22 protein-coding genes are annotated in these 22,970 nt (G+C 66.1%); 13 read left to right on the top strand and 9 right to left on the bottom strand.

Annotated elements, in window-relative coordinates; translation table 11 throughout:
* Nucleotides 1–6 precede the first annotated feature (6 nt).
* Both ACIGKQ_RS15620 and ACIGKQ_RS15615 read left to right on the top strand, forming a co-directional pair.
* Nucleotides 7–897: a phosphoribosylaminoimidazolesuccinocarboxamide synthase gene (locus ACIGKQ_RS15620; protein ID WP_396574396.1), complete on the top strand. Its 891-nt coding sequence runs from the start codon at nucleotides 7–9 to the stop codon at nucleotides 895–897.
* Nucleotides 898–905: 8 nt separating this feature from the next.
* The gene (locus tag ACIGKQ_RS15615) at nucleotides 906–3,062 is read left to right on the top strand and encodes a S9 family peptidase (protein WP_396574394.1); all 2,157 of its coding nucleotides are present in this window, start codon (nucleotides 906–908) and stop codon (nucleotides 3,060–3,062) included.
* A 222-nt stretch (nucleotides 3,063–3,284) separates the two neighbouring features.
* Here the strand turns inward: ACIGKQ_RS15615 and ACIGKQ_RS15610 are convergent, their stop codons facing one another.
* Nucleotides 3,285–4,841 carry a DHA2 family efflux MFS transporter permease subunit gene (locus tag ACIGKQ_RS15610; RefSeq protein WP_396574392.1) on the bottom strand — a complete coding sequence of 519 codons (1,557 nt, stop codon included), beginning with the start codon at nucleotides 4,839–4,841 and terminating at the stop codon, nucleotides 3,285–3,287.
* Nucleotides 4,838–5,407 carry a MarR family winged helix-turn-helix transcriptional regulator gene (locus ACIGKQ_RS15605; RefSeq protein ID WP_396574390.1) on the bottom strand — a complete coding sequence of 190 codons (570 nt, stop codon included), beginning with the start codon at nucleotides 5,405–5,407 and terminating at the stop codon, nucleotides 4,838–4,840. Before ACIGKQ_RS15605 ends, ACIGKQ_RS15610 begins: the two co-directional genes overlap by 4 nt.
* Nucleotides 5,408–5,599: 192 nt before the next feature.
* Between ACIGKQ_RS15605 and ACIGKQ_RS15600 the strand changes: the two genes are divergently transcribed.
* From ACIGKQ_RS15600 to ACIGKQ_RS15580, 5 genes are all read left to right on the top strand, one after another.
* Nucleotides 5,600–6,082: a glutathione peroxidase gene (locus ACIGKQ_RS15600; protein ID WP_396574389.1), complete on the top strand. Its 483-nt coding sequence runs from the start codon at nucleotides 5,600–5,602 to the stop codon at nucleotides 6,080–6,082.
* 147 nt (nucleotides 6,083–6,229) lie between these two features.
* The gene (gene purS / locus ACIGKQ_RS15595) at nucleotides 6,230–6,469 is read left to right on the top strand and encodes a phosphoribosylformylglycinamidine synthase subunit PurS (protein WP_235724011.1); all 240 of its coding nucleotides are present in this window, start codon (nucleotides 6,230–6,232) and stop codon (nucleotides 6,467–6,469) included.
* A 7-nt stretch (nucleotides 6,470–6,476) separates the two neighbouring features.
* Nucleotides 6,477–7,157: a phosphoribosylformylglycinamidine synthase subunit PurQ gene (purQ, locus tag ACIGKQ_RS15590; RefSeq protein ID WP_235724012.1), complete on the top strand. Its 681-nt coding sequence runs from the start codon at nucleotides 6,477–6,479 to the stop codon at nucleotides 7,155–7,157.
* A gap of 4 nt (nucleotides 7,158–7,161) precedes the next feature.
* Nucleotides 7,162–7,836: a hypothetical protein gene (locus ACIGKQ_RS15585; RefSeq protein WP_396574387.1), complete on the top strand. Its 675-nt coding sequence runs from the start codon at nucleotides 7,162–7,164 to the stop codon at nucleotides 7,834–7,836.
* A 25-nt stretch (nucleotides 7,837–7,861) separates the two neighbouring features.
* The gene (locus ACIGKQ_RS15580; protein ID WP_396574385.1) at nucleotides 7,862–9,133 is read left to right on the top strand and encodes a M18 family aminopeptidase; all 1,272 of its coding nucleotides are present in this window, start codon (nucleotides 7,862–7,864) and stop codon (nucleotides 9,131–9,133) included.
* Between the two features lie 10 nt (nucleotides 9,134–9,143).
* Here the strand turns inward: ACIGKQ_RS15580 and ACIGKQ_RS15575 are convergent, their stop codons facing one another.
* The 3 genes from ACIGKQ_RS15575 to ACIGKQ_RS15565 form a co-directional block, all read right to left on the bottom strand.
* Nucleotides 9,144–9,983 carry a lytic transglycosylase domain-containing protein gene (locus ACIGKQ_RS15575; protein ID WP_396574384.1) on the bottom strand — a complete coding sequence of 280 codons (840 nt, stop codon included), beginning with the start codon at nucleotides 9,981–9,983 and terminating at the stop codon, nucleotides 9,144–9,146.
* Nucleotides 9,984–10,209: 226 nt separating this feature from the next.
* A complete protein-coding gene (locus ACIGKQ_RS15570) occupies nucleotides 10,210–11,526 on the bottom strand; it encodes a hypothetical protein (RefSeq protein WP_396574382.1) in 1,317 nt (438 codons plus the stop codon).
* Between the two features lie 13 nt (nucleotides 11,527–11,539).
* Nucleotides 11,540–12,511 (bottom strand): AraC family transcriptional regulator, encoded by a 972-nt coding sequence (locus tag ACIGKQ_RS15565; RefSeq protein WP_396574380.1) that lies wholly within the window; start codon nucleotides 12,509–12,511, stop codon nucleotides 11,540–11,542.
* 90 nt (nucleotides 12,512–12,601) lie between these two features.
* On the opposite strand from ACIGKQ_RS15565, the gene ACIGKQ_RS15560 reads away from it, so the two are divergent.
* Nucleotides 12,602–13,459, top strand: coding sequence for an SDR family oxidoreductase (locus tag ACIGKQ_RS15560; protein WP_235724017.1), 858 nt, complete (start codon nucleotides 12,602–12,604; stop codon nucleotides 13,457–13,459).
* Nucleotides 13,459–13,938, top strand: coding sequence for a DUF1772 domain-containing protein (locus ACIGKQ_RS15555; protein WP_396574378.1), 480 nt, complete (start codon nucleotides 13,459–13,461; stop codon nucleotides 13,936–13,938). Before ACIGKQ_RS15560 ends, ACIGKQ_RS15555 begins: the two co-directional genes overlap by 1 nt.
* 19 nt (nucleotides 13,939–13,957) lie before the next feature.
* Here the strand turns inward: ACIGKQ_RS15555 and ACIGKQ_RS15550 are convergent, their stop codons facing one another.
* Nucleotides 13,958–14,824 (bottom strand): SDR family oxidoreductase, encoded by an 867-nt coding sequence (locus ACIGKQ_RS15550; RefSeq protein ID WP_396574376.1) that lies wholly within the window; start codon nucleotides 14,822–14,824, stop codon nucleotides 13,958–13,960.
* 153 nt (nucleotides 14,825–14,977) lie between these two features.
* Between ACIGKQ_RS15550 and ACIGKQ_RS15545 the strand changes: the two genes are divergently transcribed.
* A complete protein-coding gene (locus ACIGKQ_RS15545; protein WP_235724020.1) occupies nucleotides 14,978–15,391 on the top strand; it encodes a helix-turn-helix domain-containing protein in 414 nt (137 codons plus the stop codon).
* On the opposite strand, the gene ACIGKQ_RS15540 is transcribed toward ACIGKQ_RS15545, so the two are convergent.
* The 3 genes from ACIGKQ_RS15540 to ACIGKQ_RS15530 all read right to left on the bottom strand — a co-directional run bounded on the left by ACIGKQ_RS15540 (nucleotide 15,379) and on the right by ACIGKQ_RS15530 (nucleotide 18,289).
* On the bottom strand, nucleotides 15,379–16,719 hold the full coding sequence (locus tag ACIGKQ_RS15540) for a VOC family protein (RefSeq protein WP_396574374.1): 1,341 nt from the start codon (nucleotides 16,717–16,719) through the stop codon (nucleotides 15,379–15,381). The genes ACIGKQ_RS15545 and ACIGKQ_RS15540 overlap by 13 nt on opposite strands.
* On the bottom strand, nucleotides 16,716–17,267 hold the full coding sequence (locus ACIGKQ_RS15535) for an RNA polymerase sigma factor (RefSeq protein ID WP_372475041.1): 552 nt from the start codon (nucleotides 17,265–17,267) through the stop codon (nucleotides 16,716–16,718). The genes ACIGKQ_RS15540 and ACIGKQ_RS15535 overlap by 4 nt, the downstream gene beginning before the upstream one ends.
* A 164-nt stretch (nucleotides 17,268–17,431) precedes the next feature.
* On the bottom strand, nucleotides 17,432–18,289 hold the full coding sequence (locus ACIGKQ_RS15530; protein ID WP_396574372.1) for an alpha/beta fold hydrolase: 858 nt from the start codon (nucleotides 18,287–18,289) through the stop codon (nucleotides 17,432–17,434).
* A 72-nt stretch (nucleotides 18,290–18,361) separates the two neighbouring features.
* On the opposite strand from ACIGKQ_RS15530, the gene ACIGKQ_RS15525 reads away from it, so the two are divergent.
* From ACIGKQ_RS15525 to ACIGKQ_RS15515, 3 genes are all read left to right on the top strand, one after another.
* Nucleotides 18,362–18,964 (top strand): TetR/AcrR family transcriptional regulator, encoded by a 603-nt coding sequence (locus ACIGKQ_RS15525; protein WP_396574370.1) that lies wholly within the window; start codon nucleotides 18,362–18,364, stop codon nucleotides 18,962–18,964.
* A 67-nt stretch (nucleotides 18,965–19,031) separates the two neighbouring features.
* Nucleotides 19,032–19,790, top strand: coding sequence for a VOC family protein (locus ACIGKQ_RS15520; RefSeq protein WP_396574368.1), 759 nt, complete (start codon nucleotides 19,032–19,034; stop codon nucleotides 19,788–19,790).
* A 243-nt stretch (nucleotides 19,791–20,033) separates the two neighbouring features.
* A complete protein-coding gene (locus ACIGKQ_RS15515) occupies nucleotides 20,034–22,580 on the top strand; it encodes an ATP-dependent Clp protease ATP-binding subunit (protein WP_235724025.1) in 2,547 nt (848 codons plus the stop codon).
* Nucleotides 22,581–22,970: the final 390 nt, after the last annotated feature.

Raw genomic sequence — 22,970 nt, 5'->3', positions numbered from 1 at the left:
GAAGCCATGCGTCCTGAACTGCAGTCGTACCGGCACCTGGCATCGGGCAAGGTGCGCGAGATCTACGAGATCGACGCCGACACCCTGTTGCTGGTCGCCTCCGACCGCATCTCCGCCTACGACCACATCCTGCGCCCCGCCATCCCCGACAAAGGGCGCATCCTCACCGCGATGAGCTTCTTCTGGTTCGAGACGCTCGGGGTGCCCAATCACCTCGCCGGCGGGCCCACCGACGAACGGATTCCCGCCGAGGCGCTGGGTCGGTCGATGGTGGTGCGCCGCCTGCCGATGGTGCAGGTGGAGTGCGTCGCCCGTGGCTATCTCACCGGATCGGGCCTGCTCGACTACCGTGCGAGCGGCAGCGTCTGCGGCGTAGCGCTGCCCGCCGGGCTCGATGAGGCGAGTCGGCTTCCCGAGCCGATCTTCACGCCGGCCACCAAGGCAGCTCAGGGCGACCACGACGAGAACATCAGCTTCGAGCGGGTCGTCGAACAAGAAGGTGCCGATCTCGCCGACCGACTGCGGTCGGCCACGCTCGACATCTACCGACGGGGTGCGCAGCTCGCTGCCGAACGTGGAATCATCTTGGCCGACACCAAGTTCGAGTTCGGATCGGGTGCGGACGGGGAGCTCGTGCTCGCCGATGAGGTGCTGACACCGGACTCGTCACGCTACTGGGAGGCGGCCACTTACCAGCCCGGGCAGGTGCAGCCCAGCTTCGACAAACAGATCGTGCGCAACTGGCTCACCGGTCCCGATTCCGGTTGGGACCGGGCTGCCGACACAACACCGCCAGCGCTGCCCGAGGATGTTGTGGCACGCACCCGCGAACGCTATATCGAGGCCTACGAATGGATCTCGCAGAGATCCTTCGCCGACTGGCCGGACCATGTTTAGGAGATGATGTGACCACCGACTTGACCGCGCCGGTCGCCAAAAAGGTTCCCAGCGAGCGCACCCACCACGGCGACACGTTCGTCGACGATTACGAGTGGTTGCGCGACAAGGACGATCCCGAGGTCATCGCCTATCTGGAAGGCCAGAACGCGTTCACCGAGTCGCACACGGCCCAGTTGGACGGCCTACGCAAGGACATCTTCGGCGAGATCAAGAGCCGCACGCAGGAGACGGACATGTCGGTCCCGAGTCGCCGTGGCCAGTACTGGTATTACGCCCGCACCGAAGAGGGCAAGCAGTACGCGATCCGATGCCGCTGTCCCATTGTCGATCCCGATGACTGGACACCACCGGAGGTGGCCGCCGACGCCTCGCTGCCCGGCGAGGAGGTCCTGCTCGACGCCAACGTGGAAGCCGACGGACACGACTTCTTCAGTCTCGGCGGGTTGACCGTCAGCGACGATGGGAACTGGCTCGCGTACAGCACCGACATCGTCGGTGACGAGCGATACACCCTGCGATTCAAGGACCTTCGCAGCGGTGAATTACTCGACGATGTTATCCCGAACACTGCGGGTGGCGCCGTGTGGTCGGCCGACGCGAAGCATGTGTTCTATCAGACCGTCGACGATGCCTGGCGGCCAGACACGGTGTGGCGGCACGACATCGGTGCCGACGCCGATGATGTTCGCGTCTTCCACGAGCCGGACGAGCGGTTCTGGGTGGGCATGGGAGCCACCCGCAGCGACAAGTACCTCATGATCGGGGTGGGCTCCAAGATCACCACCGAGGTATATGTGCTCGCTGCCGACGACCCCACCGGCGAGTTCCGAAGTGTCGCTCCGCGAGTCGATGGGGTGGAGTACTCGGTGGAACATGCGGTAATCGACGGAACCGATCAGTTCATCATCGTGCACAACGAGATTCGGGACGGGGTGAAGGCCGAGAACTTTGCGATCGACATCGCGCCGGTCGACGACCCCACGGATCGGCGCGAACTGATCGCGCACGATCCGGACCGTCGGATCGAGGACCTCGATGCATTCCGCGACTACCTCGTGTTGTCCTACCGTCGAGCGGCACTTCCGAAGTTGGCCATCGCAGACCTTCGCGGCATCGACGGTATACCCACCCTCACGGACTTCCATGAGGTCGAGTTCCGTGAAGAGCTGTGCTCGGCCGGGCTGGCAGCGAATCCGGAATGGGTGACGCCGAAACTGCGGATCGGTTACGGGAGTTTCGTCGACCCGACCGAGGTGCTCGACCTGGACGTGGCCACCGGCGAATTGGTTCTGCTCAAACGGCAGCCGGTGCTCGGTGGGTACGACGCCGCCGACTACGTGCAGACGCGGGAATGGGCAACCGCGGGCGACGGCACCCGGATCCCGCTGTCGATCGTGCGGCGCACGACGGTCGACGCCAATCGTCCTGCGCCGCTGCTGCTTTACGGTTACGGATCCTATGAGACGAGCATCGACCCGTCGTTCTCGGTGTCCCGGCTGTCGTTGCTCGACCGGGGAGTCGTCTTCGTCCTCGCTCATGTGCGCGGCGGAGGTGAGATGGGCCGCTACTGGTATGACAACGGCAAGACGCTGACCAAGAAGAACACCTTCACCGACTTTGTCGACGCGGCACGATACCTCGTTGACACCACGTGGACCACGCCGCAACAGATGGTGGCCGAGGGCGGCTCGGCCGGCGGTCTGTTGATGGGGGCGGTCACCAACCTGGCGCCGGAACTGTTCAACGGCATCCTCGCGTCGGTTCCGTTCGTCGACGCCCTGACCTCGATCCTCGATCCGTCGCTGCCGCTGACGGTCATCGAATGGGACGAGTGGGGAAACCCCCTGCACGATCCGGATGTGTACGCCTATATGCGTTCTTACTCACCATACGAGAACGTCGAGGCGAAGCCATATCCGCCGATCCTCGCGCTCACCTCACTCAACGACACCCGGGTGTTGTTCACCGAGGCGGCGAAATGGGTTGCGCGACTGCAAGAACTGAGCACCTCGGGGAATCCGATCCTGCTCAAGACGGAGATGTCGGCCGGCCACGGCGGTGTCAGCGGGCGGTACAAGCAGTGGGAGGAAGTGGCCTTCGAATTGGCGTGGATCCTGCAGCAGACTGGTGCGGTGAAGCCTTCGGCACCGCTGGTCGAGTAGTCGCGAGGCCTGCCGTCCGCTGGTCGAGTAGTCGTGAGCCGCTAGGCGAGCGGCGTATCGAGACCCCCGCTTCGACGCCGACAGAACCCCGAAAATCACCGAGAGAACCCACCGTCTTGGATGACGGCCCGCGCTGTGTGACGCGGGTGGGTTCTCTCGGTGATTTTCGGGGTTCTGTCGGCCGCCGTGCTGGTGGCGATCAGGACGTGGGTGCCGGCGGTCCTAGTGCATGATGATCGGCGCCGGCTGATCCATGTCCTCTTCGATCAGCGGCGAGGCGATCTTCTTGCGCGGCAGGAACAGCGCCGGGATGAAGGTCAAAGCGATCAGGACCACCGAGACCAGGAAGGTGGACCCGAAGACATCGGCAGCCGACTCGAAGAACGACGGCGGCAGGGCAGTGCCCTGCATCTCCGGTGGCAGGTTCTGCGGCGCGGTGTTCGACGTGATCGCGATACCGGCTTGCATGCTGCCGGCCAGCCCGCTGGCCAGGACCACCGAGATCACCGCGGAACCGATCGACGACGAGCTCTGCTGCACCACGTTCATCAGCGTGGAGCCATCGGGGACCTGGGCGTTGTTCAGCGTCGCCAACGCGGCGGACATGATCGGCATCATCGTCATACCCATGCCGAGACCCTGCACGAACAGTGCACCGCACAGCAGCAGGTACGAGGTCTCTGCGCCGAGGAAGACGAACACGCTCATGCCCGCCGTCAACAGCACGATGCCGGTCAGGACGAACTTTCCGGGCCCGATCTTGTCGGTCATGCGGCCTGCGATCGGCATTGTGATCATCGCGCCCAAGCCCTGCGGCGCCAGCAACAAGCCAGCGGTCAGGGTCGATTCACCGCGCACGCCGATGAAGTACTGCGGGAACAGCAGTGCGGCGCCGAAGAAGGCGATCATGAACAGGGTCATCGTGATGACCGCGATCGACAGGGTGCGGTTGCGGAACAGTCGCAGATCCAACAGCGGCTTGTCGGTGTGCAGTGCGTGCCAGATGAAGCCGGCGATCAGAACGGCGCCGATGATGGCGGGGATCAACACGCCAGCGGTCATGAATGTGCGATGTTCGGCGCTCGACGACACACCGAAAAGGAACAGTGCCAGACCGGGCGAGAGCAGCAGCAGGCCAATGACGTCGATCTTCGGCCGGGACGTCTCTTCGTCATCGCGCAGCACGAACCACGAATAGATCAGCGCCGCGATGCCGATCGGCACGTTGATCAGGAACACCCAGTGCCAGCTGGCCTTCTCGATGAGCAGGCCACCGAGGATCGGGCCGCCGATGGGTCCGAGCAGCATCGGAATACCCAGGACGGCCATCACCGAGCCGACCCGCTCCGGACCGGCGGCCTTGGTCAGGATCATCATGCCGATGGGCATCAGCATGCCGCCGCCGAGGCCCTGGATGACGCGGAACGCCACGAGTGAGCCGATGTTCCAGGCCAGTGCGCACAGCACCGAGCCGAGGATGAACAGCACGAGTGAGGTGAGATACACCTTCTTGGTGCCGAATCGGGATGCCGCCCAACTGGACAGCGGGATCACCGCGGCGAGCGCCAGGGTGTAGCCGGTGGCGGTCCACGCCGCACCTGCGGCGTCGGTGTTGAACTCCTGCTGGAAGGTGTTCTGCGCGACCGCCACCACGGTGACGTCGAGAATCGACATGATGGCGCCGAGCACCACCACACCGGCAACCATCAAGACATGCCGGTCCAGTTTGGTGTCCGGTGGGCCCGCATGTGCGTGCGCCGGAGTCGAAGAGGAGGTCATGAGGTGACTTTCTGTGTGTTGTCCTGGAACGGGCGGGCAGCAGCGTCGGGCATCTCCTCGCCGTGAAGTCCGGCAAAGTAGTCGACGTCGTTGTCGACGATGGCGGCCATGGCGGCCCCGAGGTCGACCTGCAGCGGTTCGGGAAGTCCGGCCACGAAGGTGCGGAGGAGTTCCCGGTGGATGCTTACGTGGGAGGTGATCACGTCACTGCCCTCTGCGGTGAGGGATACGCGCTTGACGCGGCGGTCCGTCGCATCCTCGCGACGGTGCACGAGCCCGGCACCGACGAGTTTGTCGACGGTGCGGCCCGCCGCCGCCAGAGAAAGGTTGATGTGGTCGGCGATCTCGTTCAACGACATCGATTCGGCGCCGTCGCCGTGCGCTCCGAGCGCGAACATCACGCGCATTTGCGAGAACGTCAGATCGGCCGCGGCCAGCGAGTCCATCGTCTGCGCTTTGGCAACGCACGCCAGTCGATCGAGGAACTCGGTCAATTTGCCGGTGGTGGCGTCGACAGATCCCGAGGTAGCCGAAGGGTCGTCGACAGACGGGGTGTTCGAGAGCACTGATAAAAGCTAACGCCTACGCAACTATTTCTTCAACGCAATCTATGGTGAGATCCACCATAAGCTCTCGCGCCGAGTGACCGGGCTCACCGGACGTGTTCGCGATCGCTTGGTCAACGGTCCTCTGCCACTCGTCGTCGAAACGACGAGTGGCACCCGGGTCTTCGTCGCGAGGGACTACCGTCGGGTGCCATGAGCAATGTCAAGGACATCCTCGTCAAGGCGCTCGACGGCAGCGCACTGAACCTCGCCGATTTCGCCGGCCCGTTGCTGGTGGTCAACGTCGCCAGCAAGTGTGGCCTGACGCCGCAGTACACCGGACTGGAAGAGATCGCCAAGACCTATGGCGAGCGCGGTCTGACCGTCCTCGGGATGCCGTGCAACCAGTTCATGGGCCAGGAGCCCGGCAGCGCCGAGGAGATCGCCACTTTCTGCTCGACCACCTACGGCGTCACGTTCCCGCTGCTGGAGAAGGCAGATGTGAAGGGCGACGATCAACACCCGCTGTACTCGGCCCTGACCCAGACCGCCGATGCCGACGGGGAGGCAGGCGACGTGCAGTGGAACTTCGAGAAATTCCTGGTGAACGCCGACGGCACCGTGGTCAACCGCTTCCGTCCGCGCACCGAGCCGACCGACCCGGCCGTGGTGTCGGCCATCGAAGCCGTCCTCTAGCCCACCCGTCCCATCCCCGCCCGAGTGGACGCCCTGTCGCGTCCACTCGGCTGGTGGAGTCACGAGTCATGGCGCCCGCTCGACGGGGGCGACCAACCGGTAAGCTGAGCGCGGAACTGCGCACCTGTGAGAACGGAGCAACTGCCCATGGCGCGAGTGGTGGTCGATGTGATGCCGAAGGCTGAGATCCTTGATCCGCAGGGCCAGGCCATCGTGGGGGCCCTGGGCCGCTTGGGATTCTCTGGAATCGCCGACGTCCGACAGGGCAAGCGCTTCGAGATCGAGGTCGACGAGAACGTCGACGATGTGACCCTCGAGCGCATCGCCGAGGAGCTCCTCACCAACACGGTGATCGAGAACTTCAACGTCTCACGGGTCGCGGAGTAAATCGACGATGACAGCTCGTATCGGGGTCATCACCTTCCCGGGAACGCTCGACGACGTCGACGCGGTCCGCGCTGCCCGACTGGCCGGCGCCGAGCCGGTGGAGCTGTGGCACGGCGACGCTGACCTGAAGTCGGTCGATGCGGTGATCGTGCCCGGCGGTTTCTCCTACGGTGACTACCTGCGCGCCGGTGCCATCGCCCGATTCGCCCCGGTGATGGGTTCGGTTGTCGACGCCGCCGCCAAGGGCATGCCGGTTCTGGGTATCTGCAACGGCTTCCAGGTGCTGTGCGAGGCAGGGCTGCTGCCCGGAGCGCTGACCCGCAACGAGGGTCTGCACTTCATCTGCCGCGACGAGTGGCTCAAGGTGCAGTCCAACACCACCGCATGGACCACCCGTTTCGAACTCGGCGCCGACATCCTCATCCCGCTGAAATCCGGCGAGGGCCGCTACGTGGCACCACAGGACAAGCTCGAGGAACTCGAGGGCGAAGGCCGGATCGTGTTCACCTACTCCGGCGGCAACCCGAACGGCTCGTCACTGGACATCGCGGGCATCTCCAGCGCCGACGGTCGCATCGTCGGGCTGATGCCGCACCCCGAACACGCCACCGAGCCGCTAACCGGTCCCAGTGACGACGGTCTGGGTCTGTTCTACTCCGTCATAGATTCGGTACTGGCCGCGGCTTGATCCGATGACATCGGTGATCATGGTGGCGATCGGCGCCGCCATGCTGGTGGTGGCGGCCTTCGCATTTCGTCTGACGTCGCGGGTGGGCGCAGTGGCGATGCTGCTGGGGGCGATCAGCCTCGGCGTGGCCTACGACAACATCGCCGTCGCGGTCGGCCGGTTGGTTGGCTACGGCGACACCCTGTCGGCGATCAACCTGCCGCGCTTCTGGATTCACGCGATCGCGATGCCCCTCCTGATCGTCGTCGCCGGCAACCTCGTCGGTCGCCTCGGTGTGGAGCAGGCACGCACCCGCAACGTCACCCTCGGTGGATGGGCGCTGGTCGTCATGCTGATGGTGATCGGGTTCGTCGAGGACGTGGTGCGCCTCGATCTCGAACCAGAGGACGCCGGTGACGCCCTGCGGTATGTCAACGCCGGTTTCGACGGACCGCCACTACCGGCCATCATCACCGTGCTCGCAATTCTGGTCCTCGGCGTGATGGCGTTCCGCTACGCCGGATTCCCATGGCTGTTCGTCGGCGCGCTGGTCATGCTGATCGCCGCGCCGATCGGCAGCATGTTGCTGTGGGTCGGCAACCTCGGCGAACTCGTGCTGATGCTGTCCATGCTGGTGACCATGGCGGCCGTCGGAGGTCTACCCGTCCCGACCACGCGGCCGATTCCGCGACCGAGATGACACCGAAGAGATCGGAGGCCCTGTTGTGACCACCTTGACGACCAGCGCGACGGCTGCGGGACTCGGCGAATTCATCGACGCCTCGCCGTCGCCGTTCCATGTCTGCGCAACCGTCGCCGCGCAACTGGAGTCGGCCGGCTACACCCGCCTCGCCGAGGATGACCAGTGGGCTGCGCTCGCCGGACGTCATTACGTCATCCGGGGTGGGTCGATCATCGCCTGGGATGCGGGAGACGGCGGCAACTCCTTCCGTATCGTCGGCGGCCACACCGACAGCCCGAACCTGCGGGTCAAGCAGAAACCCGGACGCACGTCCGCGGGGATCGGCATGGTGGCGCTGGAGCCCTACGGCGGAGCATGGCTCAACTCATGGCTCGACCGCGACCTCGGAATATCGGGGCGGCTGGCTTACCGAGCCGGCGACCGCGTGGACCACGTGCTTGTGCACGTCACCGAACCGGTGATCCGGGTGCCGCAACTGGCGATCCACCTGTCCGAGGACCGCAAGGGTGTCACCCTGGACCCGCAGCGCCATCTCGACGGCATCTGGTCGTTGGACAGCGACGCACCCGACGTGCTCGAGTGGACCGCCGGCTACGCCGGGATCGACCCCGCCACCGTGCTCGGCTGGGAACTGATGACCCACGATGTGGCGCCGAGTCAGCTGATCGGCGCTGACAACGAGTTGCTGAGCGCGCCGCGGCTGGACAACCAGGGCACCTGTTACGCCGGTCTACGAGCGCTGCTCGACGGCGCGCCGGCGATCCCGACGCGGGTGTTGGCGCTGTTCGACCACGAGGAGGTCGGCAGCGGCTCGGAACGCGGTGCCGCCTCGGATTTCCTGGCGACGATCATCGAACGAATCGTGTTGGCCCGTGGAGGATCTCGCGCGGACTATCTGCAGGCGATGGCCGGCAGTGTGTGCGTCTCCGGTGACATGGCGCACGCCACCCACCCCAACTACCCGGAGCGGCATGAACCGGCACACCGGATCGCGGTCAACGGCGGCCCGGTGCTGAAGGTCAATCAGAATTTGCGCTATGCGTCGGATGCGTTGGGGGAGGCGATCTTCGCCGTCGCGTGCGAAGCCGCCGGAGTGCCGATGCAGCGGTACACGCATCGCGCCGACCTGCCCTGTGGCTCAACGATCGGTCCGATCACCGCAGCCCGAACAGGCTTGACGACCATCGACGTCGGCGCTCCGCAGCTGGCCATGCACAGCGCGCGCGAACTGATGGGCGCCGGTGACGTGCCGATGTATTCGGCTGCGCTGCAGGCCTTTCTGAGCGAGCCCTGACCGCCTGGGATCAATAGGTGCGAGCGTAACCGAGTACGTCGTCGACGTAGTCCATCGAATTGTTGTAGCGCAGGATCGCGCTCACCTGAGCACGTGGATTGCGCAGGTCGCCGTGATCGTCGCACAGGTAGGTCGCGGTTGTCAGCGCCGCGTCGAAGACGTTCTGCGGGTCGGCCTTCCCGTCGCCGCTCCCGTCCGCCGCGTAATGTTCCCAGGTCGACGGGAGGAACTGCATCGGGCCCACCGCCCGGTCGTAGCGGGTGTCGCCGTCGAGCTCGCCACCGTCGGTGTCGGCGATCACCTCGTTGCCTGCCAGGGTGCCGTTGAGGATCGGTCCGTAGATCGGCGCCCGGAGATCTCCGGTGGACGGGTCGACGTCCCCGTTGTTCGCGTGATGGGATTCCACCCGACCGATCCCCGCGATCATCGGCCACTCGATGCCGCAGCTAGGGTCTGTCCGCGCTATCGACTGTGCAGCATCACGATAGGCATCATAGTTGGCCACCGGGACCGCTCCACTGACGACACTGGCGGGCTCGGGTGGCGGCGGTGGGGGTGCCGGTGGTGGCGGTGGGGGTGGTGCAGCAGGCGACGTGGCGGCCTCCGGGGGCAGCGGATTGGGTGCCGGTGTCGCCACCGAGTCAACCGTCGAGGCCAGCGGTGCTGCGGACTGCCCGGCACCCGCGGTGGTGGTGGCCGCCGCAGCCAGGACGCCCAGAGGGACGACGGTGGCGGCCAGCCATGGCGGGCGGGGCCGGCGTGATCGGTGCGACCGGCTGCGCGAGCGTGCTGACGTCGGACCAGGGTTTCCGGCGAACGGCAACGAACGCGGAGCGGAGTGCTTTCCCAAACGGATCAACCTCGCGGACAACGATTTCGGACAATACGGGCCGGCACACAAGCCCGGTTGGCCATGGCCGCGCCCGACCGTACCCGAAACCCGCGCCGTGGTGGGAGCGCGGCGCTGCCGAGTCTGAGAGCTTCCTGACCGCTTGCTGATCGTCGGCGACGGTACGCAGGTCGAGCGCGTCACACTGCAATTGTGATGCCTGCCACACCGATCGGTGATCGGTAGGTCAGTTGGGTCGCAGCACCGAAAGGCTCGAACCCTGATGGAGCACGAGGTATCCGTCGACGACGTTGGCGGCGCCCACGATCGACCTGGTCCACGCGATCTCGCCGGTCTCGGCGTCGACCGCGGTGAGCTGATCCGCATTGGCGAAGACGAGATTTGTTCCGGCGGAGCCGATGCAGTTCAGATTGTCGATGTTCTCACCGGGCGTCTCGAAGCTCGGGGGCGCCATGGCGCCGATCCGGTCACCGTCGGCGAGGCCGTAGAAGATCCGTGACCGGTCCTTCAGCGCGAAGGCCACTTCGGTTCCGCAGGGTTTGGTGTTGGCCTTCGACAGTTCGGGATCAGTGATCTGCCATAGTGCATCCGCTTGTGCGGGATCGCGAATCTCGTAGCGTCCCTGCGCCATCTGCACCTGGCTGTCGCCGGTGCCGGTGAGCACCGGAAGGACCGACGGCCCGCCGACGACGCGCAGTCCGTCGGACACCGACGTCGCCGGAGTGCGTAGGTCGTCGCCGTCCACGGCGTAGGTCTCCACTCGCTGTTCTGCGGTTGCGTCGTACTGGACGGTGATCCCGGTCGGGTAGCTGGTGATGGTGCATTGCGCGCAGGACAGTCGGTCGGCGCCGGTGGCCGGGTCGAGGATGTACCGGCCGCTGTCCGCGGTCGCCACGACCAGCATTCCATCGGGACGAACCTCTGCGGATGCGGCCGCAGCGAATGTGCGCGACCAGATCTCGCGTCCGTCGGGGGTGCGGAGGGTCACGTGATAGCCCGCCTGATCGATCCGCAGAAAATCGGTGCCCACGCCGACGATCTGTTTGGTGTCGTCGAGCGTGGTGGGGGTGGCGAGGTTGCCGCGCTCGTCGACGAGATAGAAACCGTCTCCGACGTCGCCGCCGAGTTTGATCGCACAGCCGACCTGCCCGAACCCGTTGAAAGCGCAGTCGCCGAGGCCTGCGACAATCGGCTGATCCCAGACGGCGGTGCCGGATGACCGGTGCACCAGAAGGAATGCGCGTCCGATTCCCGAGGGATAGCTGATCAGCCAGTGATCCTGCCAGGTGTCGACGACCTCGACGCGCCGCCCGGCGCCGTAGCCCGGCAGGGTGTCGTCCGACAGCGTCCAGGCGACATCGGGTTCACGGTCGTAGCTGCGGAGTTGCCCGGCGGAATGGTCCAGCTGCGGATCGGCCGGCGTGCCGATGGCGAGTACTGCGGCGAACACCGCCACCATCGCGGCGACGAGGATCATCGTGACCGTGCCCATGCCGAAGGGTGGGCGCCGTGCGGGACCGGACAGCGGGGAGCGGGCGGGCATGGCCATCAGTGAATCACGTGGCGCGTGCCGAGAGTTCTGCAGCGTCGCGCGATGGCGCAGAACGAAACGCTGCCGGACTCATCCCGCGGTGCCGTTTGAAGGCGGCGCTGAATGCGAACGGCGTTCCGTATCCCACCCGGCGGGCCACGGCGCGCAGCGACAGTGCGGGATCGGCCAGCAGGTCGGCAGCCACCGACATCCGCCATGTGGTCAGGTACGCCATCGGCGGCTCGCCGACCAGCTCGGTGAACCGCCGAGCCAGCACCGCGCGTGACACGCCGGTGGCGGCCGCCAGCGAGCTCACCGTCCACGATTCCTCGATACCGTTGTGTAACAGCCGGAGTGCGTTGCCCACCACCGGATCGGAATGAGCCCGATACCACTGCGTCGCACGCATCCGACCGGATTCCATCGATTGGCGCAACCCGGTGATGAGCAGCAGGTCCAGCAGTCGATTCAGGACGGCTTCCTGGGCCGGCGAATCACGCACGATCTCGTCCTCCAGCAACCCCACCAGGGGGTGGTCTCCCATGGGGACCACGGTGCACCGGTCCAGTGCGTCGAGTAGTCGTTGACTGACCTCGCCGGTCGCGTAGGTGCCGATCAACATGATCGCGTCGGCGGACGTGTCGTCGTCGCAGTTGCCCCACGACCGCACGCCGAAGCACATGTCCTCGGCCACGCTGTGGGTGCCGGTCGGGTCGAAGCAGTCGCCGTGTGTGTCGATCCGGGCCACCCAGTCGGTGCCCGCCTGATCTCCCACCGCGTATGGGTGTGTGCCACGCACCAGGGCGACGTCGCCGGGCACCACGCGGTGTGTGGTCCCATCGTCGTAGGTGAGGACGGCGGTGCCGCGGGTGACGGTGACCACGGTGAGCGGTGCGGTGTCCTCGATCCGGATCGACCACGGCGATCGCATCACCACCCGCAGCATCATCGGACTCCGGGCCCGCGGCCCGTTGAGCAGGCTTCCCAGTGCGTCCACGGGCTCGATGCTACGCCGCCGAGACGAGTGCGTATGGAATCGAGCGAAATGGCCATGGATCGTCTCGCCCGAGCCGGGTGGACTGAGGACATGACAACTCAGCAGGCATCTTCGACAACAACCAACTCCGTCCTGGTGATCGGCGCGACCGGCAAAGTCGGGCGGCGCGTCGCCGACCTGCTCGATACCCGTGGCGTCGACGTCCGGCGCGCCAGCCGGTCGAGTGCGACCCGGTTCGACTGGACCGACCGCACCACCTGGGCCCCGGCGCTCGACGGTGCGGGTCCGGTCTACATCTCGTACCAGCCAGACCTGATCGTCTCCGGCGCTGTCGACGACGTCGCCGAACTCGTACGGCGCGCGGAGTCCGCTGGGGTCACGCGACTGGTGTTGCTCGCCGGGCGCGGCGAGCCCGAGGCCGAGGCGGCCGGTCGCGTCGTGCATGCCGCCGCCATCGATTCCACGGTGCTGTCGTGTGCCTGGTTCGACCAGAACTTCTCCGAGGGCGGTTTCGCGCCCGAGATCGCCATGGGTTCGCTCACCCTCCCGGTGGGTGCGGTCGGCGAACCGTTCATCCACACCGACGACATCGCCGAGGTTGCGGTCGCCGCGCTGCTCGACCGGGCCGCGGGTGTGAACCCGCACGCCGGACAGACCTACGATCTCACCGGGCCCCGTCTGCTCACTTTCGCCGAGGCTGCGGCAGAGATCGGCCGGGCGCGCGGAGTCGACATCCTCGCCACCGAGGTCACCCTCGACGGCTATCGGCAGATGTTGTCGCAGTACGGTCTTTCCTCCGCCGATATCGGCGTTCTGATGACGTTGTTCGGCACCCTGTTCGACGGTCGTAACAGTCGCATCGGCAACGATGTCGAGCACGTGCTGGGCAGACCGGCCCGTGATTTCGCCGATTTCGTGAATTCCGAGATGATGCAACAAGTCTCGTGATGAGCGCACTCCGCGACGTGCTTGTCGTCCTCACCGTGGTGACCTCGGCGCTGACCGCCGGGCTGTTGTCGGCCTTTGCCTACGCCATCATGCCCGGACTGCAGCGGACCGCCGCACCGGCGGCTGTGGCCGCGATGCAGCGGATCAATGTGGCGATCGTGAACCCGCTGTTCGCGCTGATCTTTCTGGGCCCGTTGGTGTTCGGCGGCCTGGGGGTGCTGCTGTGTTGGGGTGACCCGCTGCGCTGGTATCTGGTCGTGGGTCTTGCCCTGGCCTCGATGTCCGTCGCGATCACCCTGGGATTCAATGTGCCGTTGAACAATCGCCTCGACGCGGTGGGCCGCGTGGAGGCGGATGCGGCGACGGCGCCGTGGGCGGACTTCGTCGGACCCTGGGTGCGCTGGAATGTGATCCGTGCGGTGGCGTCGACGGCGGGTGTCGCGGTCATCGTCGTGGGACTCGTGCGGGCGGCATCCTGAGCCGTGACGCCACCGAGGGTCAGATCGTGGAGGCGAGCCCGCCGCGGATGACCTCTGTGAACGACACGGCAGGACGTCCGAGTAGGTCGATCAGGTCGGTCGAGTCGGAGTCGAGCGCACCGGAACCCACTCCCGCATCGGAATCGGCCAACACCGTGGCGAAGGGCGCGGGGATTCCGGCATCGACCAATCCTGCGGCATAGTCGGCCTCCGGGAGGTTCTGGTAACGCACTTCCCGCCCGTCGACCTCGGCAAAGGTTGCCGCGATGTCGGCATACGACAGATGCTGCGGACCGACGAGTTCGAAGATCTCGCCCGGGCCGGCGGAGAGCAGTGCCGACGCGGCGGCGTCGGCGTAATCCGAGCGAGCCGCCGGAGCGACGCGGCCGTCGCCGGCACTTCCGTAGAACACCCCGCCCTCGATCGCGGTCGGCGCGGACGACAGGTAGTTCTCCGAATACCATCCGTTGCGGAGCAGCACGAACCCGATTCCGCTGTCGACCAGGATCTTCTCGGTGGCGACGTGTTCGGTGGCCAGTGCCAGGGGAGAGCTGTCGGCGCGAAGGATGCTGGTGTACGCGATCAGGTCGACGCCGACGGCCACCGCGGCCTCGATCACATTGGTGTGTTGCGCGACGCGCTGTCCGACCTCGGAGCCGGAGACCATGAGCAGCTTGTCGACTCCCGCGAGGGCCGTGTCGAGTGCGGCGCGGTCGGTGTAGTCGGCCACCCGGACATTCACGCCCGCATCACTGAGTTCGGAGGCCTTGGCGGCGTCGCGTGCCACCGCAACGATGTCACCGGGTTCGACTCCCCGACTGATCAGGGCGCGAACGGCTGAGCCGCCGAGTCCGCCGGTCGCTCCGGTCACTGCGTATGTGGTCATGACTTCTCCTCTGTGTCGGTGTGCGTCTGTGGTGGCTACGGGTCGCGCCCATCGCCGGGCGACCACCGCTATCCATCGATGGTGCACTTACTATTTGTATAGTGCAAGCGTGATGGTAAGCACAGTGTGCACGGTTTGGGTAGGATGAAGGCCATGTCCGCAGCGCACCCCGCCCCGCATCCAGGGCGTGACGAGGCCGATCAGGCGTTTGTGGCCGACGTCTTCGCGAGGAACTGTCAGTCGCGAGACATCTTGCAGAACGTGACCAGTCGCTGGGGTCTGCTCGCGCTGGTCGCTTTGGGGGAGAGTGACATGCGGTTCAATGCGTTGCGGCGCCGGGTCGACGGTGTCAGTGAACGGATGCTGTCGGTGACCCTGCAGGCCCTCGAGCGGGATGGATTCGTGAATCGATCAGTGCTGCAAGCGATCCCGCCTCGGGTGGAGTACTCGCTCACCGATCTCGGAGCGGCCGTGGCCGCCCGATTGACCGGATTGATCGAGTTCGTCGAAGCACATGTCGACGACGTCGACCGGTCGCGGGCGGCCTACGACGGTCAGAAGAGCTGACCCAGATAGAATTCGGCGCCCTGATCGTCGGAGCAGTAGGCCATGATCCCGTAGGCCTGCGCGTCCGGGTCGGTGATGACCCGTCCACCCGCGGCGCGAACCCGGCCGACCGCGGCGTCCATGTCGGGCACATTCCACATCGGAACGGCCCGCTGATCGTCGGCGCCACCGGCGATCCCGATCTGGGGATGCACGTCGTCGACCTCCCAGCCGTCGTCGATCCGACCGGCGCGGAACTCCCAGCCGAGCACGGCGCCATAAAAAGCGCGGTAGCGGGCGCTTGACGGCGTCTGGACGGTCAGATACGACATCTCGCCGACTCCACGTGGGTGCTGATCCGTCCGCGTCGTCCCGGGTGCAGGGACGTGCACAGAGAATGCGACGCCCTGATCGTCGACGGCGTCGAGAACGTGCGCGCCGTCGCGGCCCACCTCGGTGACGTCGTCGGCGGCGCTACCGCCCGCGGCCCGGATCGCAGCTCGTGCGGTGTCGAAATCGTCGACCGCGTACACGCAGAACAATGTGTTCGAGCCGTATCCGCCGGCATCCGAGATACCCAGGCGGTGGCCGAGATTGGTGACCTGTCGGCTTTGCGGGTCGTAGTCCCATCCCAGTACCGCGCCATAGAACGCGGCCGCGCGTGCGGCATCCGGGGTCTGCAATGACATGTAGACGATGTCGCCGGTGCGGATGCGGTCGGCGGCCTCCGCGCCCATCGCCGACGGCCCGGTGAGCATCCACCGATGCCCGAACGGATCGATGATCGTCCCGGTGCGATGTCCGTACCCTTCGTAGGGTTCGCGCGTCACCGCAGCCCCGCCGCGTTCGGCGGCGGCGACGGCGGCGTCCGCATCGTCGACGGCCAGCATCAGGCTGACCGACACGTGGCCGGGCTGCGGTGCACGCAGGCCCATGTCCCCGAATTCGTCGGCGAGATAGATGGCGCCCCCGCCGATCTCGAGTTCGGCGTGGCCGAGTCGCCCGTCGTCCATGATGATCGGCTCACCGCGCAGGCGTGCGCCGAGATGTTCGACGTACCAGTCGAGGGCGGCCCGCCCGTCGGGCACCGTGAGGTAGGGCAGCGCGCCCGGACGTTCGACGGCCGGTTCGTCGTCGTGGGTGGTCGCTGCGTTCAGTTCGGTGGCGGTACTCATGAGAACTCCTTGGGGTAGGGTCGCGCCGCGTTCGAGTCGGTCCCGCAGTCGCCGGGTGAACTCGGCGTCGGGTGCGACCGGGTCGGTCCAGCCCGGGGCATCGGCGGCCCGCAGGGCGACGAACGGGTCAGGCGGTGTGCTGCCGCCGTGTTCGGTGCGGTTGTACTCGCTCATGCGTGACCTCCTCTCCGCGAGCCGGTGGATCCGGATCGGGTGTCGGTATCCGGATAGGCCGCGCGGAAGGCCCGCTTGGCCCGGGTGAGCAACGCTTCGGTGGCCCCGACGGTCCGGTCGAGTAGTGCCGCACAGTCGCCGACCGGGAGGTCATCGACGTAGCGCAGAGTCAGCACCGCGCGATGGGTCGGGGACAGGGTGGCCAGGGTGTGGTGGGCGACCATCCGGTCCAGGTGGGCGTCCCACTCGTCGTCGCCGGTGTCGGGCACCTCCTCGACCGGGTCGGGTGTGCGTTGCATCCGCCGCCAGTGGTCGGCCAGCTTGTGCCGGGCCACCCCGATCAGCCACGGCGTCGTCGGCCGCGCTGTGTCGTCGCGTCGGACGGCGTCCATCGCGGCCAGGAACGTCTCGGAGGTGAGGTCCTCGGCGACCCGCTGATCCGTGCACCGGCGCAGCAGGTAGCCGTACACCGCCGGCAGCGCATCGTCGTACACCGCCAGCAGTGCGGGCGCCCCACCTCCGGGAGAGCCCTCGTGTTCGCTGCTCACACCTTCATCGTCGTCCGTGGGAGGCGAAACCCGACGCCCGATCGGGGAAATTTCTTCGTGGCGACGGCTGAGGCGTCGGCGTTGACGCGGGTTGTCTTCGGTCGCGCGGTCCCACTCGGGTCACGCGGGCCGTCGACGACCCGCGCTATCCGAACCGACCCGCGTCAGCGATCCGACCGAGCCGATGCCGCCACCACGCCGTCCGCGACGGCCTGAGGTTGATCGAGCGAGACGAAGGTGCGTGCGTGCGGCACCTCGATGAACTGCGCGTCGCCGAAGACGTCCGCGAAGCGGCGGCCGTGCTCGAGAGTGAAGCACCGATCGCCGGTACCCCACACCATGGCCACCGGCACCTGGACTCGCGACATCCGTGGCGTGACCGCTGCGAGGTCGGCCGGATCGATCTCGTGCAGGAATGCGATGAGGTCGTCGCGGATGCGCGCGTCGGTGCGCAGCGGTTCGAACACTGACCGGGTCAGGTCAGGGTCGGGATCGGTGACGAGCAGACCGACGCCGAGCGACGAATGCCGCAGCGCCCGCCACCGCATCGTCTCGATCAGCGGCTTGAGGAGCAGTCGCTGTCTCAGTAGCGCAAACACCAGCTGAAACGGTTGGGGCGGAAAGAGATCGAATGCATCGCAGTTCGTGAACACCAGGGCCCGGACGAAGTGTGGGTCTGCGTCGAGCGCGTACTGGGTGATCGCACCGCCGGTGTCGTTGGCAACCAGCGTGGCGTCGGCCAGGCCGAGTCGGTCGACGAACTCGCGCAGCAGTCGCGCCGCACCGCGTGGACTCCGGTCCGCAGACGGGCCCCACGGGATGTGATGCGACCCGAGCGGCATCGTCGGCGCATAGCTGCGGTATCCCCGCGCCGCCAGGATCTCGGCCACCGGCTGCCACAGCCGATGGTCGACGGCGACGCCGTGCATGAACACGATCGGCGGGTGCGCACTCTTGTCAGGGCCGTAGGACGCGTACTCCACGGTGCCGGAGGGAAGTGTAATCGTCGAGGTCGTGGTCATGATGGCGGCGCCTCTCGCATAGGCTGATATCTCACTTACGAACACTCGGTATGAAAGTTACGTGCAGACTGTATGAAAGTCAATCGTCGTACGCAGGCGGAACGAACAGCAGCGACCCGTTCGGCATTGATCGCCGCGGGGCGAAGCCTGTTCGGTGAACACGGCTATGCCGCCGTCGGCACCCAGGCCATCGTGGCGGCGGCGGGCGTGACCCGCGGCGCCCTCTATCACCAGTTCGACGACAAAAAGGGTCTGTTCACCGCGGTCTACGACCAGGTCGAACAGGACATCACCACGGAAGTGGCCGAGCGCGTCGGGGATCTTGCCGTCACTGATCCGTTGGCTGCACTGAAGGCCGGGGTGCGGGTCTTCCTTGAACGGGTGACCGACCCGGCGGTGCACATGATCTCGCTGGTGGATGCGCCGTCGGTGCTCGGGTGGAGCGAGTGGCGGGCCCGCGGCGAGGAGTTCGGCTTCGCGCTGATCGAGGGCATATTGCAGGCCGCCATCGCGGTCGGGCAGATCGACGACCAGCCGGTGCGTCCGATCGCGCACGTCGCCATCGGCGCGCTCGACGAATCCGCGCTGTACGTGGCCGCCGCCGATGACAAGGGCACCGCTACCGCAGAGGTCCTCGTCGTGCTCGATCGGGTCATCGACTCGTTCCGACGCTGAGCTGTATCGCAGCCCAGACGATGCCGATACCGATGACTTCGGCGCGCGGGGCCGGTCAGTATGGAACATGGCCACCGCGACGATTTCCTCCATGCTCCTGTCCAGCGACGACCCGAAGCGCCTCGCGCGCTGGTATGCCACCGTTTTCGAAGCCGAGATCCAGACCGACCCGGATGCGCCGGGCTACGAGATCATGGAACTCGACGGCTTCTACATCATGTTCGACCAGCGCGACGACGTGTCGGGGCGCGCCACCGGCGGTGCACGCCTGATCCTCAACGTCGAAGTCGATGACCCGGTCGCCACAGCCGCTCGGATCGACGACCTGGGGGCGGACTGGATCAGCCCCCTCGAGGACAAAGGAAGAGGCACCTATTTCGGCACCGTCACCGATCCCGACGGCAACTGGCTGCAGATCGTCCGGATCTCCGACGAACTCGAAGCGCAGATGAGCACACCGACGTCGGCGTACAGCAGCTTCGCCGTCATCGACCTCGATGCCGCGTCGACGTTCTATCGCGATGTGCTGGGTATGCGGGTTCTCCACCTGGAGGTGGGGGTGTTGGGTGTGCGCATCAACCGCACCACCACGGTGTTGGTCTACCCGAAACCCGACCACCGGCCGGCCGAGTTCACCGTCCTCAACATCCCCGTACAGAACCTCGAGGAAGCGGTCGACGATCTCGTCGCCCGAGGCGTCGAATTCCTCAGATACGAGCAATTCGATCACGACGAGCGGGGGATCGCGCGGGGCGGCGAGCAGGGACCCGACCTCGCCTGGTTCACCGATCCGTCCGGAAACGTGCTCGCCCTGCAGCAGAAATGACCACGTCAACGAGCCGTTCGCTCTCGGCGTACTGAGGCCGGAACACAGCGCCGACGTGCGCGGTTGTACAAGCAGAACCCCCGCCATGACCATTTCGTGAATGATCTGCGACCGGCGTTAACTGTAGCTGCACCTGAAGCGACCACTAGAGTGGAAGCAGGCTGGTCGTCACCTATGACACCGCTGCAGTCGACGCCGCTGTGGTCACCGACGGCCGGGGCGCTAGCAACGTGAGGGAGAACAATGTTCGAACGGTTCACCGACCGCGCTCGACGAGTCGTCGTGCTCGCCCAAGAAGAAGCGCGGATGCTCAACCACAACTACATCGGCACCGAGCACATCCTGCTGGGTCTCATCCACGAGGGCGAGGGCGTGGCCGCCAAGGCACTCGAGTCACTCGGGATCTCCTTGGAGGGTGTCCGCAGCCAGGTCGAGGAGATCATCGGCCAGGGCCAGCAGGCGCCGTCGGGACACATCCCGTTCACGCCGCGCGCCAAGAAGGTCCTGGAGCTGTCGCTGCGCGAGGCGCTGCAGCTCGGACACAACTACATCGGTACCGAGCACATCCTGCTCGGCCTCATCCGTGAGGGCGAGGGCGTGGCCGCTCAGGTGCTGGTCAAGCTGGGTGCCGACCTCAATCGGGTCCGCCAGCAGGTCATCCAGTTGCTGTCCGGCTACCAGGGCAAGGAGCCGCAGGAGGCCGGCACCGGCGGACGCAGCAGCGAGTCCGGCACCCCGTCGACCTCGCTGGTGCTCGACCAGTTCGGCCGTAACCTGACCGCGGCCGCCGCCGAGGCCAAGCTCGACCCGGTCATCGGGCGCGAGAAGGAGATCGAGCGGGTCATGCAGGTGCTGAGCCGCCGCACCAAGAACAACCCGGTGCTCATCGGCGAGCCCGGCGTCGGCAAGACCGCCGTCGTCGAGGGCCTCGCCCAGGCCATCGTCAACGGCCAGGTGCCCGAGACGCTCAAGGACAAGCAGCTCTACACCCTCGACCTCGGTTCGCTGGTCGCGGGCAGCCGCTACCGCGGTGACTTCGAGGAACGCCTCAAGAAGGTGCTCAAGGAGATCAACACCCGCGGCGACATCATCTTGTTCATCGACGAGCTGCACACGCTGGTCGGGGCCGGTGCCGCCGAGGGCGCGATCGACGCCGCCAGCATCTTGAAGCCGAAGCTGGCCCGCGGTGAGTTGCAGACCATCGGTGCCACCACCCTCGACGAGTACCGCAAGTACATCGAGAAGGACGCCGCCTTGGAGCGCCGGTTCCAGCCGGTGCAGGTTGGCGAACCGTCCGTCGAGCACACCATCGAGATCCTCAAGGGTCTGCGCGATCGCTACGAGAGCCACCACCGGGTGTCCATCACCGATGGTGCACTCGCCGCGGCTGCGACGCTGGCCGACCGCTACATCAACGACCGGTTCCTGCCCGACAAGGCGATCGACCTCATCGACGAGGCCGGTGCCCGCATGCGTATCCGCCGGATGACCGCTCCGCCAGACCTGCGCGAGTTCGACGATCGCATCGCCGAGGCGCGCAAGGAGAAGGAGTCCGCGATCGACGCGCAGGACTTCGAAAAGGCCGCGAATCTCCGCGACAAGGAGAAGCAGCTCGTCGGCGAGCGTGCCGAGCGGGAAAAGCAGTGGCGCAGCGGCGATATGGACGTCGTGGCCGAGGTCGACGACGAGCAGATCGCCGAGGTCCTCGGCAACTGGACCGGCATCCCGGTGTTCAAGCTCACCGAGGAGGAGACCACCCGTCTGCTCCGCATGGAGGAGGAGCTGCACAAGCGGATCATCGGCCAGGAGGACGCGGTCAAGGCCGTTTCCAAGGCGATCCGTCGTACCCGTGCCGGCCTGAAGGACCCGAAGCGCCCGTCCGGTTCATTCATCTTCGCCGGCCCGTCCGGTGTCGGTAAGACCGAGCTTTCCAAGGCTTTGGCGAACTTCCTGTTCGGCGAGGACGACGCGCTCATCCAGATCGACATGGGCGAGTTCCACGACCGGTTCACGGCGTCGCGGCTGTTCGGTGCTCCTCCTGGCTACGTCGGGTACGAAGAGGGCGGCCAGCTCACCGAGAAGGTGCGTCGCAAGCCGTTCTCGGTGGTGCTGTTCGACGAGATCGAGAAGGCCCATCAGGAGATCTACAACACCTTGTTGCAGGTCCTTGAGGACGGCCGTCTGACCGACGGTCAGGGACGCACGGTCGACTTCAAGAACACGGTGCTGATCTTTACCTCGAACCTCGGTACGTCCGACATCTCCAAGGCCGTCGGACTGGGCTTCACCAGCGGAGACGACTCGCAGTCGAACTACGAGCGGATGAAGCTCAAGGTCAACGACGAGCTCAAGAAGCACTTCCGGCCGGAGTTCCTCAACCGTATCGACGACGTCATCGTGTTCCACCAGCTGACGCAGCAGGAGATCATCGAGATGGTCGATCTCATGATCACCCGCGTCGAGCAGCAGCTGAAGAACAAGGACATGGCCATCGAGCTGACCGACAAGGCCAAGGGGCTGCTCGCCAAGCGTGGCTTCGACCCCGTGCTCGGTGCCCGTCCGCTGCGACGCACCATCCAGCGTGAGATCGAGGATCAGCTCTCGGAGAAGATCCTGTTCAACGAGCTGACCGCGGGTCAGATCGTGCTGGTCGACGTCGAAGGCTGGGACGGCGAGGACGACGGCGAAGACGCCCGGTTCGTCTTCAGCGGCTCGGAGAAGCCCCGAGAGCTGCCCGACGCCCCTGCCGAGCTGACCAATGCCGGCGAGGGCAAGGGCGAAGCGAGCTAAGCCCGAGGCAGATACCCCACAACGACGACACCACCTTGCTTCCGAAGCAAGGTGGTGTCGTCGTTTCGGGGTGTTTAGTCGCTGTTTCCGGTGGTCGATTGGTCGTTGTTCCCGGTGGTCGAGTGGTCGTTGTTTCCGGTGGTCGTGGTCGCCGTTTCCGGTGGTCGTGGTCGCTGTTACCGGTTGGTCGAGTGGTCGTGGTTCCCGGTGGTCGAGTAGTCGCGAGCCGCTAGGAGGCTGCTGAAGAAGTGGTCTGTGTGCGGCTGGCCGTCGGTAATGCTGGGTCTGTTGATCGCGGGCGAGTGTTGCTCGGGCGCTTGCCCCGCGGGGTCAGGCGGTGGTCAGGGTCCAGGTGTTGTTGGTGGTGCTCAGCCCCAGGGTGATCAGGCG

It is taken from the genome of Gordonia sp. NPDC062954 (assembly GCF_044543825.1).
Classification (GTDB): Bacteria; Actinomycetota; Actinomycetes; order Mycobacteriales; family Mycobacteriaceae; genus Gordonia; species Gordonia tangerina.
The sequence above is the reverse complement of the archived record's forward strand: the minus strand, read 5'-3'. Positions and strand labels throughout refer to the sequence as shown.

Bases quoted from the DNA above. Each gene is read 5' to 3' on its own strand.
- purQ (WP_235724012.1), top strand. From the start codon at position 6,477: ATGACAGCTCGTATCGGGGTCATCACCTTCCCGGGAACGCTCGACGAC.
- ACIGKQ_RS15570 (WP_396574382.1), bottom strand. From the start codon at position 11,526: ATGCCCGCCCGCTCCCCGCTGTCCGGTCCCGCACGGCGCCCACCCTTC.
- ACIGKQ_RS15600 (WP_396574389.1), top strand. From the start codon at position 5,600: ATGAGCAATGTCAAGGACATCCTCGTCAAGGCGCTCGACGGCAGCGCA.
- ACIGKQ_RS15520 (WP_396574368.1), top strand. From the start codon at position 19,032: ATGGCCACCGCGACGATTTCCTCCATGCTCCTGTCCAGCGACGACCCG.
- ACIGKQ_RS15620 (WP_396574396.1), top strand. From the start codon at position 7: ATGCGTCCTGAACTGCAGTCGTACCGGCACCTGGCATCGGGCAAGGTG.
- purS (WP_235724011.1), top strand. From the start codon at position 6,230: ATGGCGCGAGTGGTGGTCGATGTGATGCCGAAGGCTGAGATCCTTGAT.
- ACIGKQ_RS15540 (WP_396574374.1), bottom strand. From the start codon at position 16,719: ATGAGCGAGTACAACCGCACCGAACACGGCGGCAGCACACCGCCTGAC.
- ACIGKQ_RS15585 (WP_396574387.1), top strand. From the start codon at position 7,162: ATGACATCGGTGATCATGGTGGCGATCGGCGCCGCCATGCTGGTGGTG.
- ACIGKQ_RS15530 (WP_396574372.1), bottom strand. From the start codon at position 18,289: ATGACCACGACCTCGACGATTACACTTCCCTCCGGCACCGTGGAGTAC.
- ACIGKQ_RS15555 (WP_396574378.1), top strand. From the start codon at position 13,459: ATGAGCGCACTCCGCGACGTGCTTGTCGTCCTCACCGTGGTGACCTCG.
- ACIGKQ_RS15610 (WP_396574392.1), bottom strand. From the start codon at position 4,841: ATGACCTCCTCTTCGACTCCGGCGCACGCACATGCGGGCCCACCGGAC.
- ACIGKQ_RS15515 (WP_235724025.1), top strand. From the start codon at position 20,034: ATGTTCGAACGGTTCACCGACCGCGCTCGACGAGTCGTCGTGCTCGCC.
- ACIGKQ_RS15545 (WP_235724020.1), top strand. From the start codon at position 14,978: ATGTCCGCAGCGCACCCCGCCCCGCATCCAGGGCGTGACGAGGCCGAT.
- ACIGKQ_RS15550 (WP_396574376.1), bottom strand. From the start codon at position 14,824: ATGACCACATACGCAGTGACCGGAGCGACCGGCGGACTCGGCGGCTCA.
- ACIGKQ_RS15560 (WP_235724017.1), top strand. From the start codon at position 12,602: ATGACAACTCAGCAGGCATCTTCGACAACAACCAACTCCGTCCTGGTG.
- ACIGKQ_RS15525 (WP_396574370.1), top strand. From the start codon at position 18,362: ATGAAAGTCAATCGTCGTACGCAGGCGGAACGAACAGCAGCGACCCGT.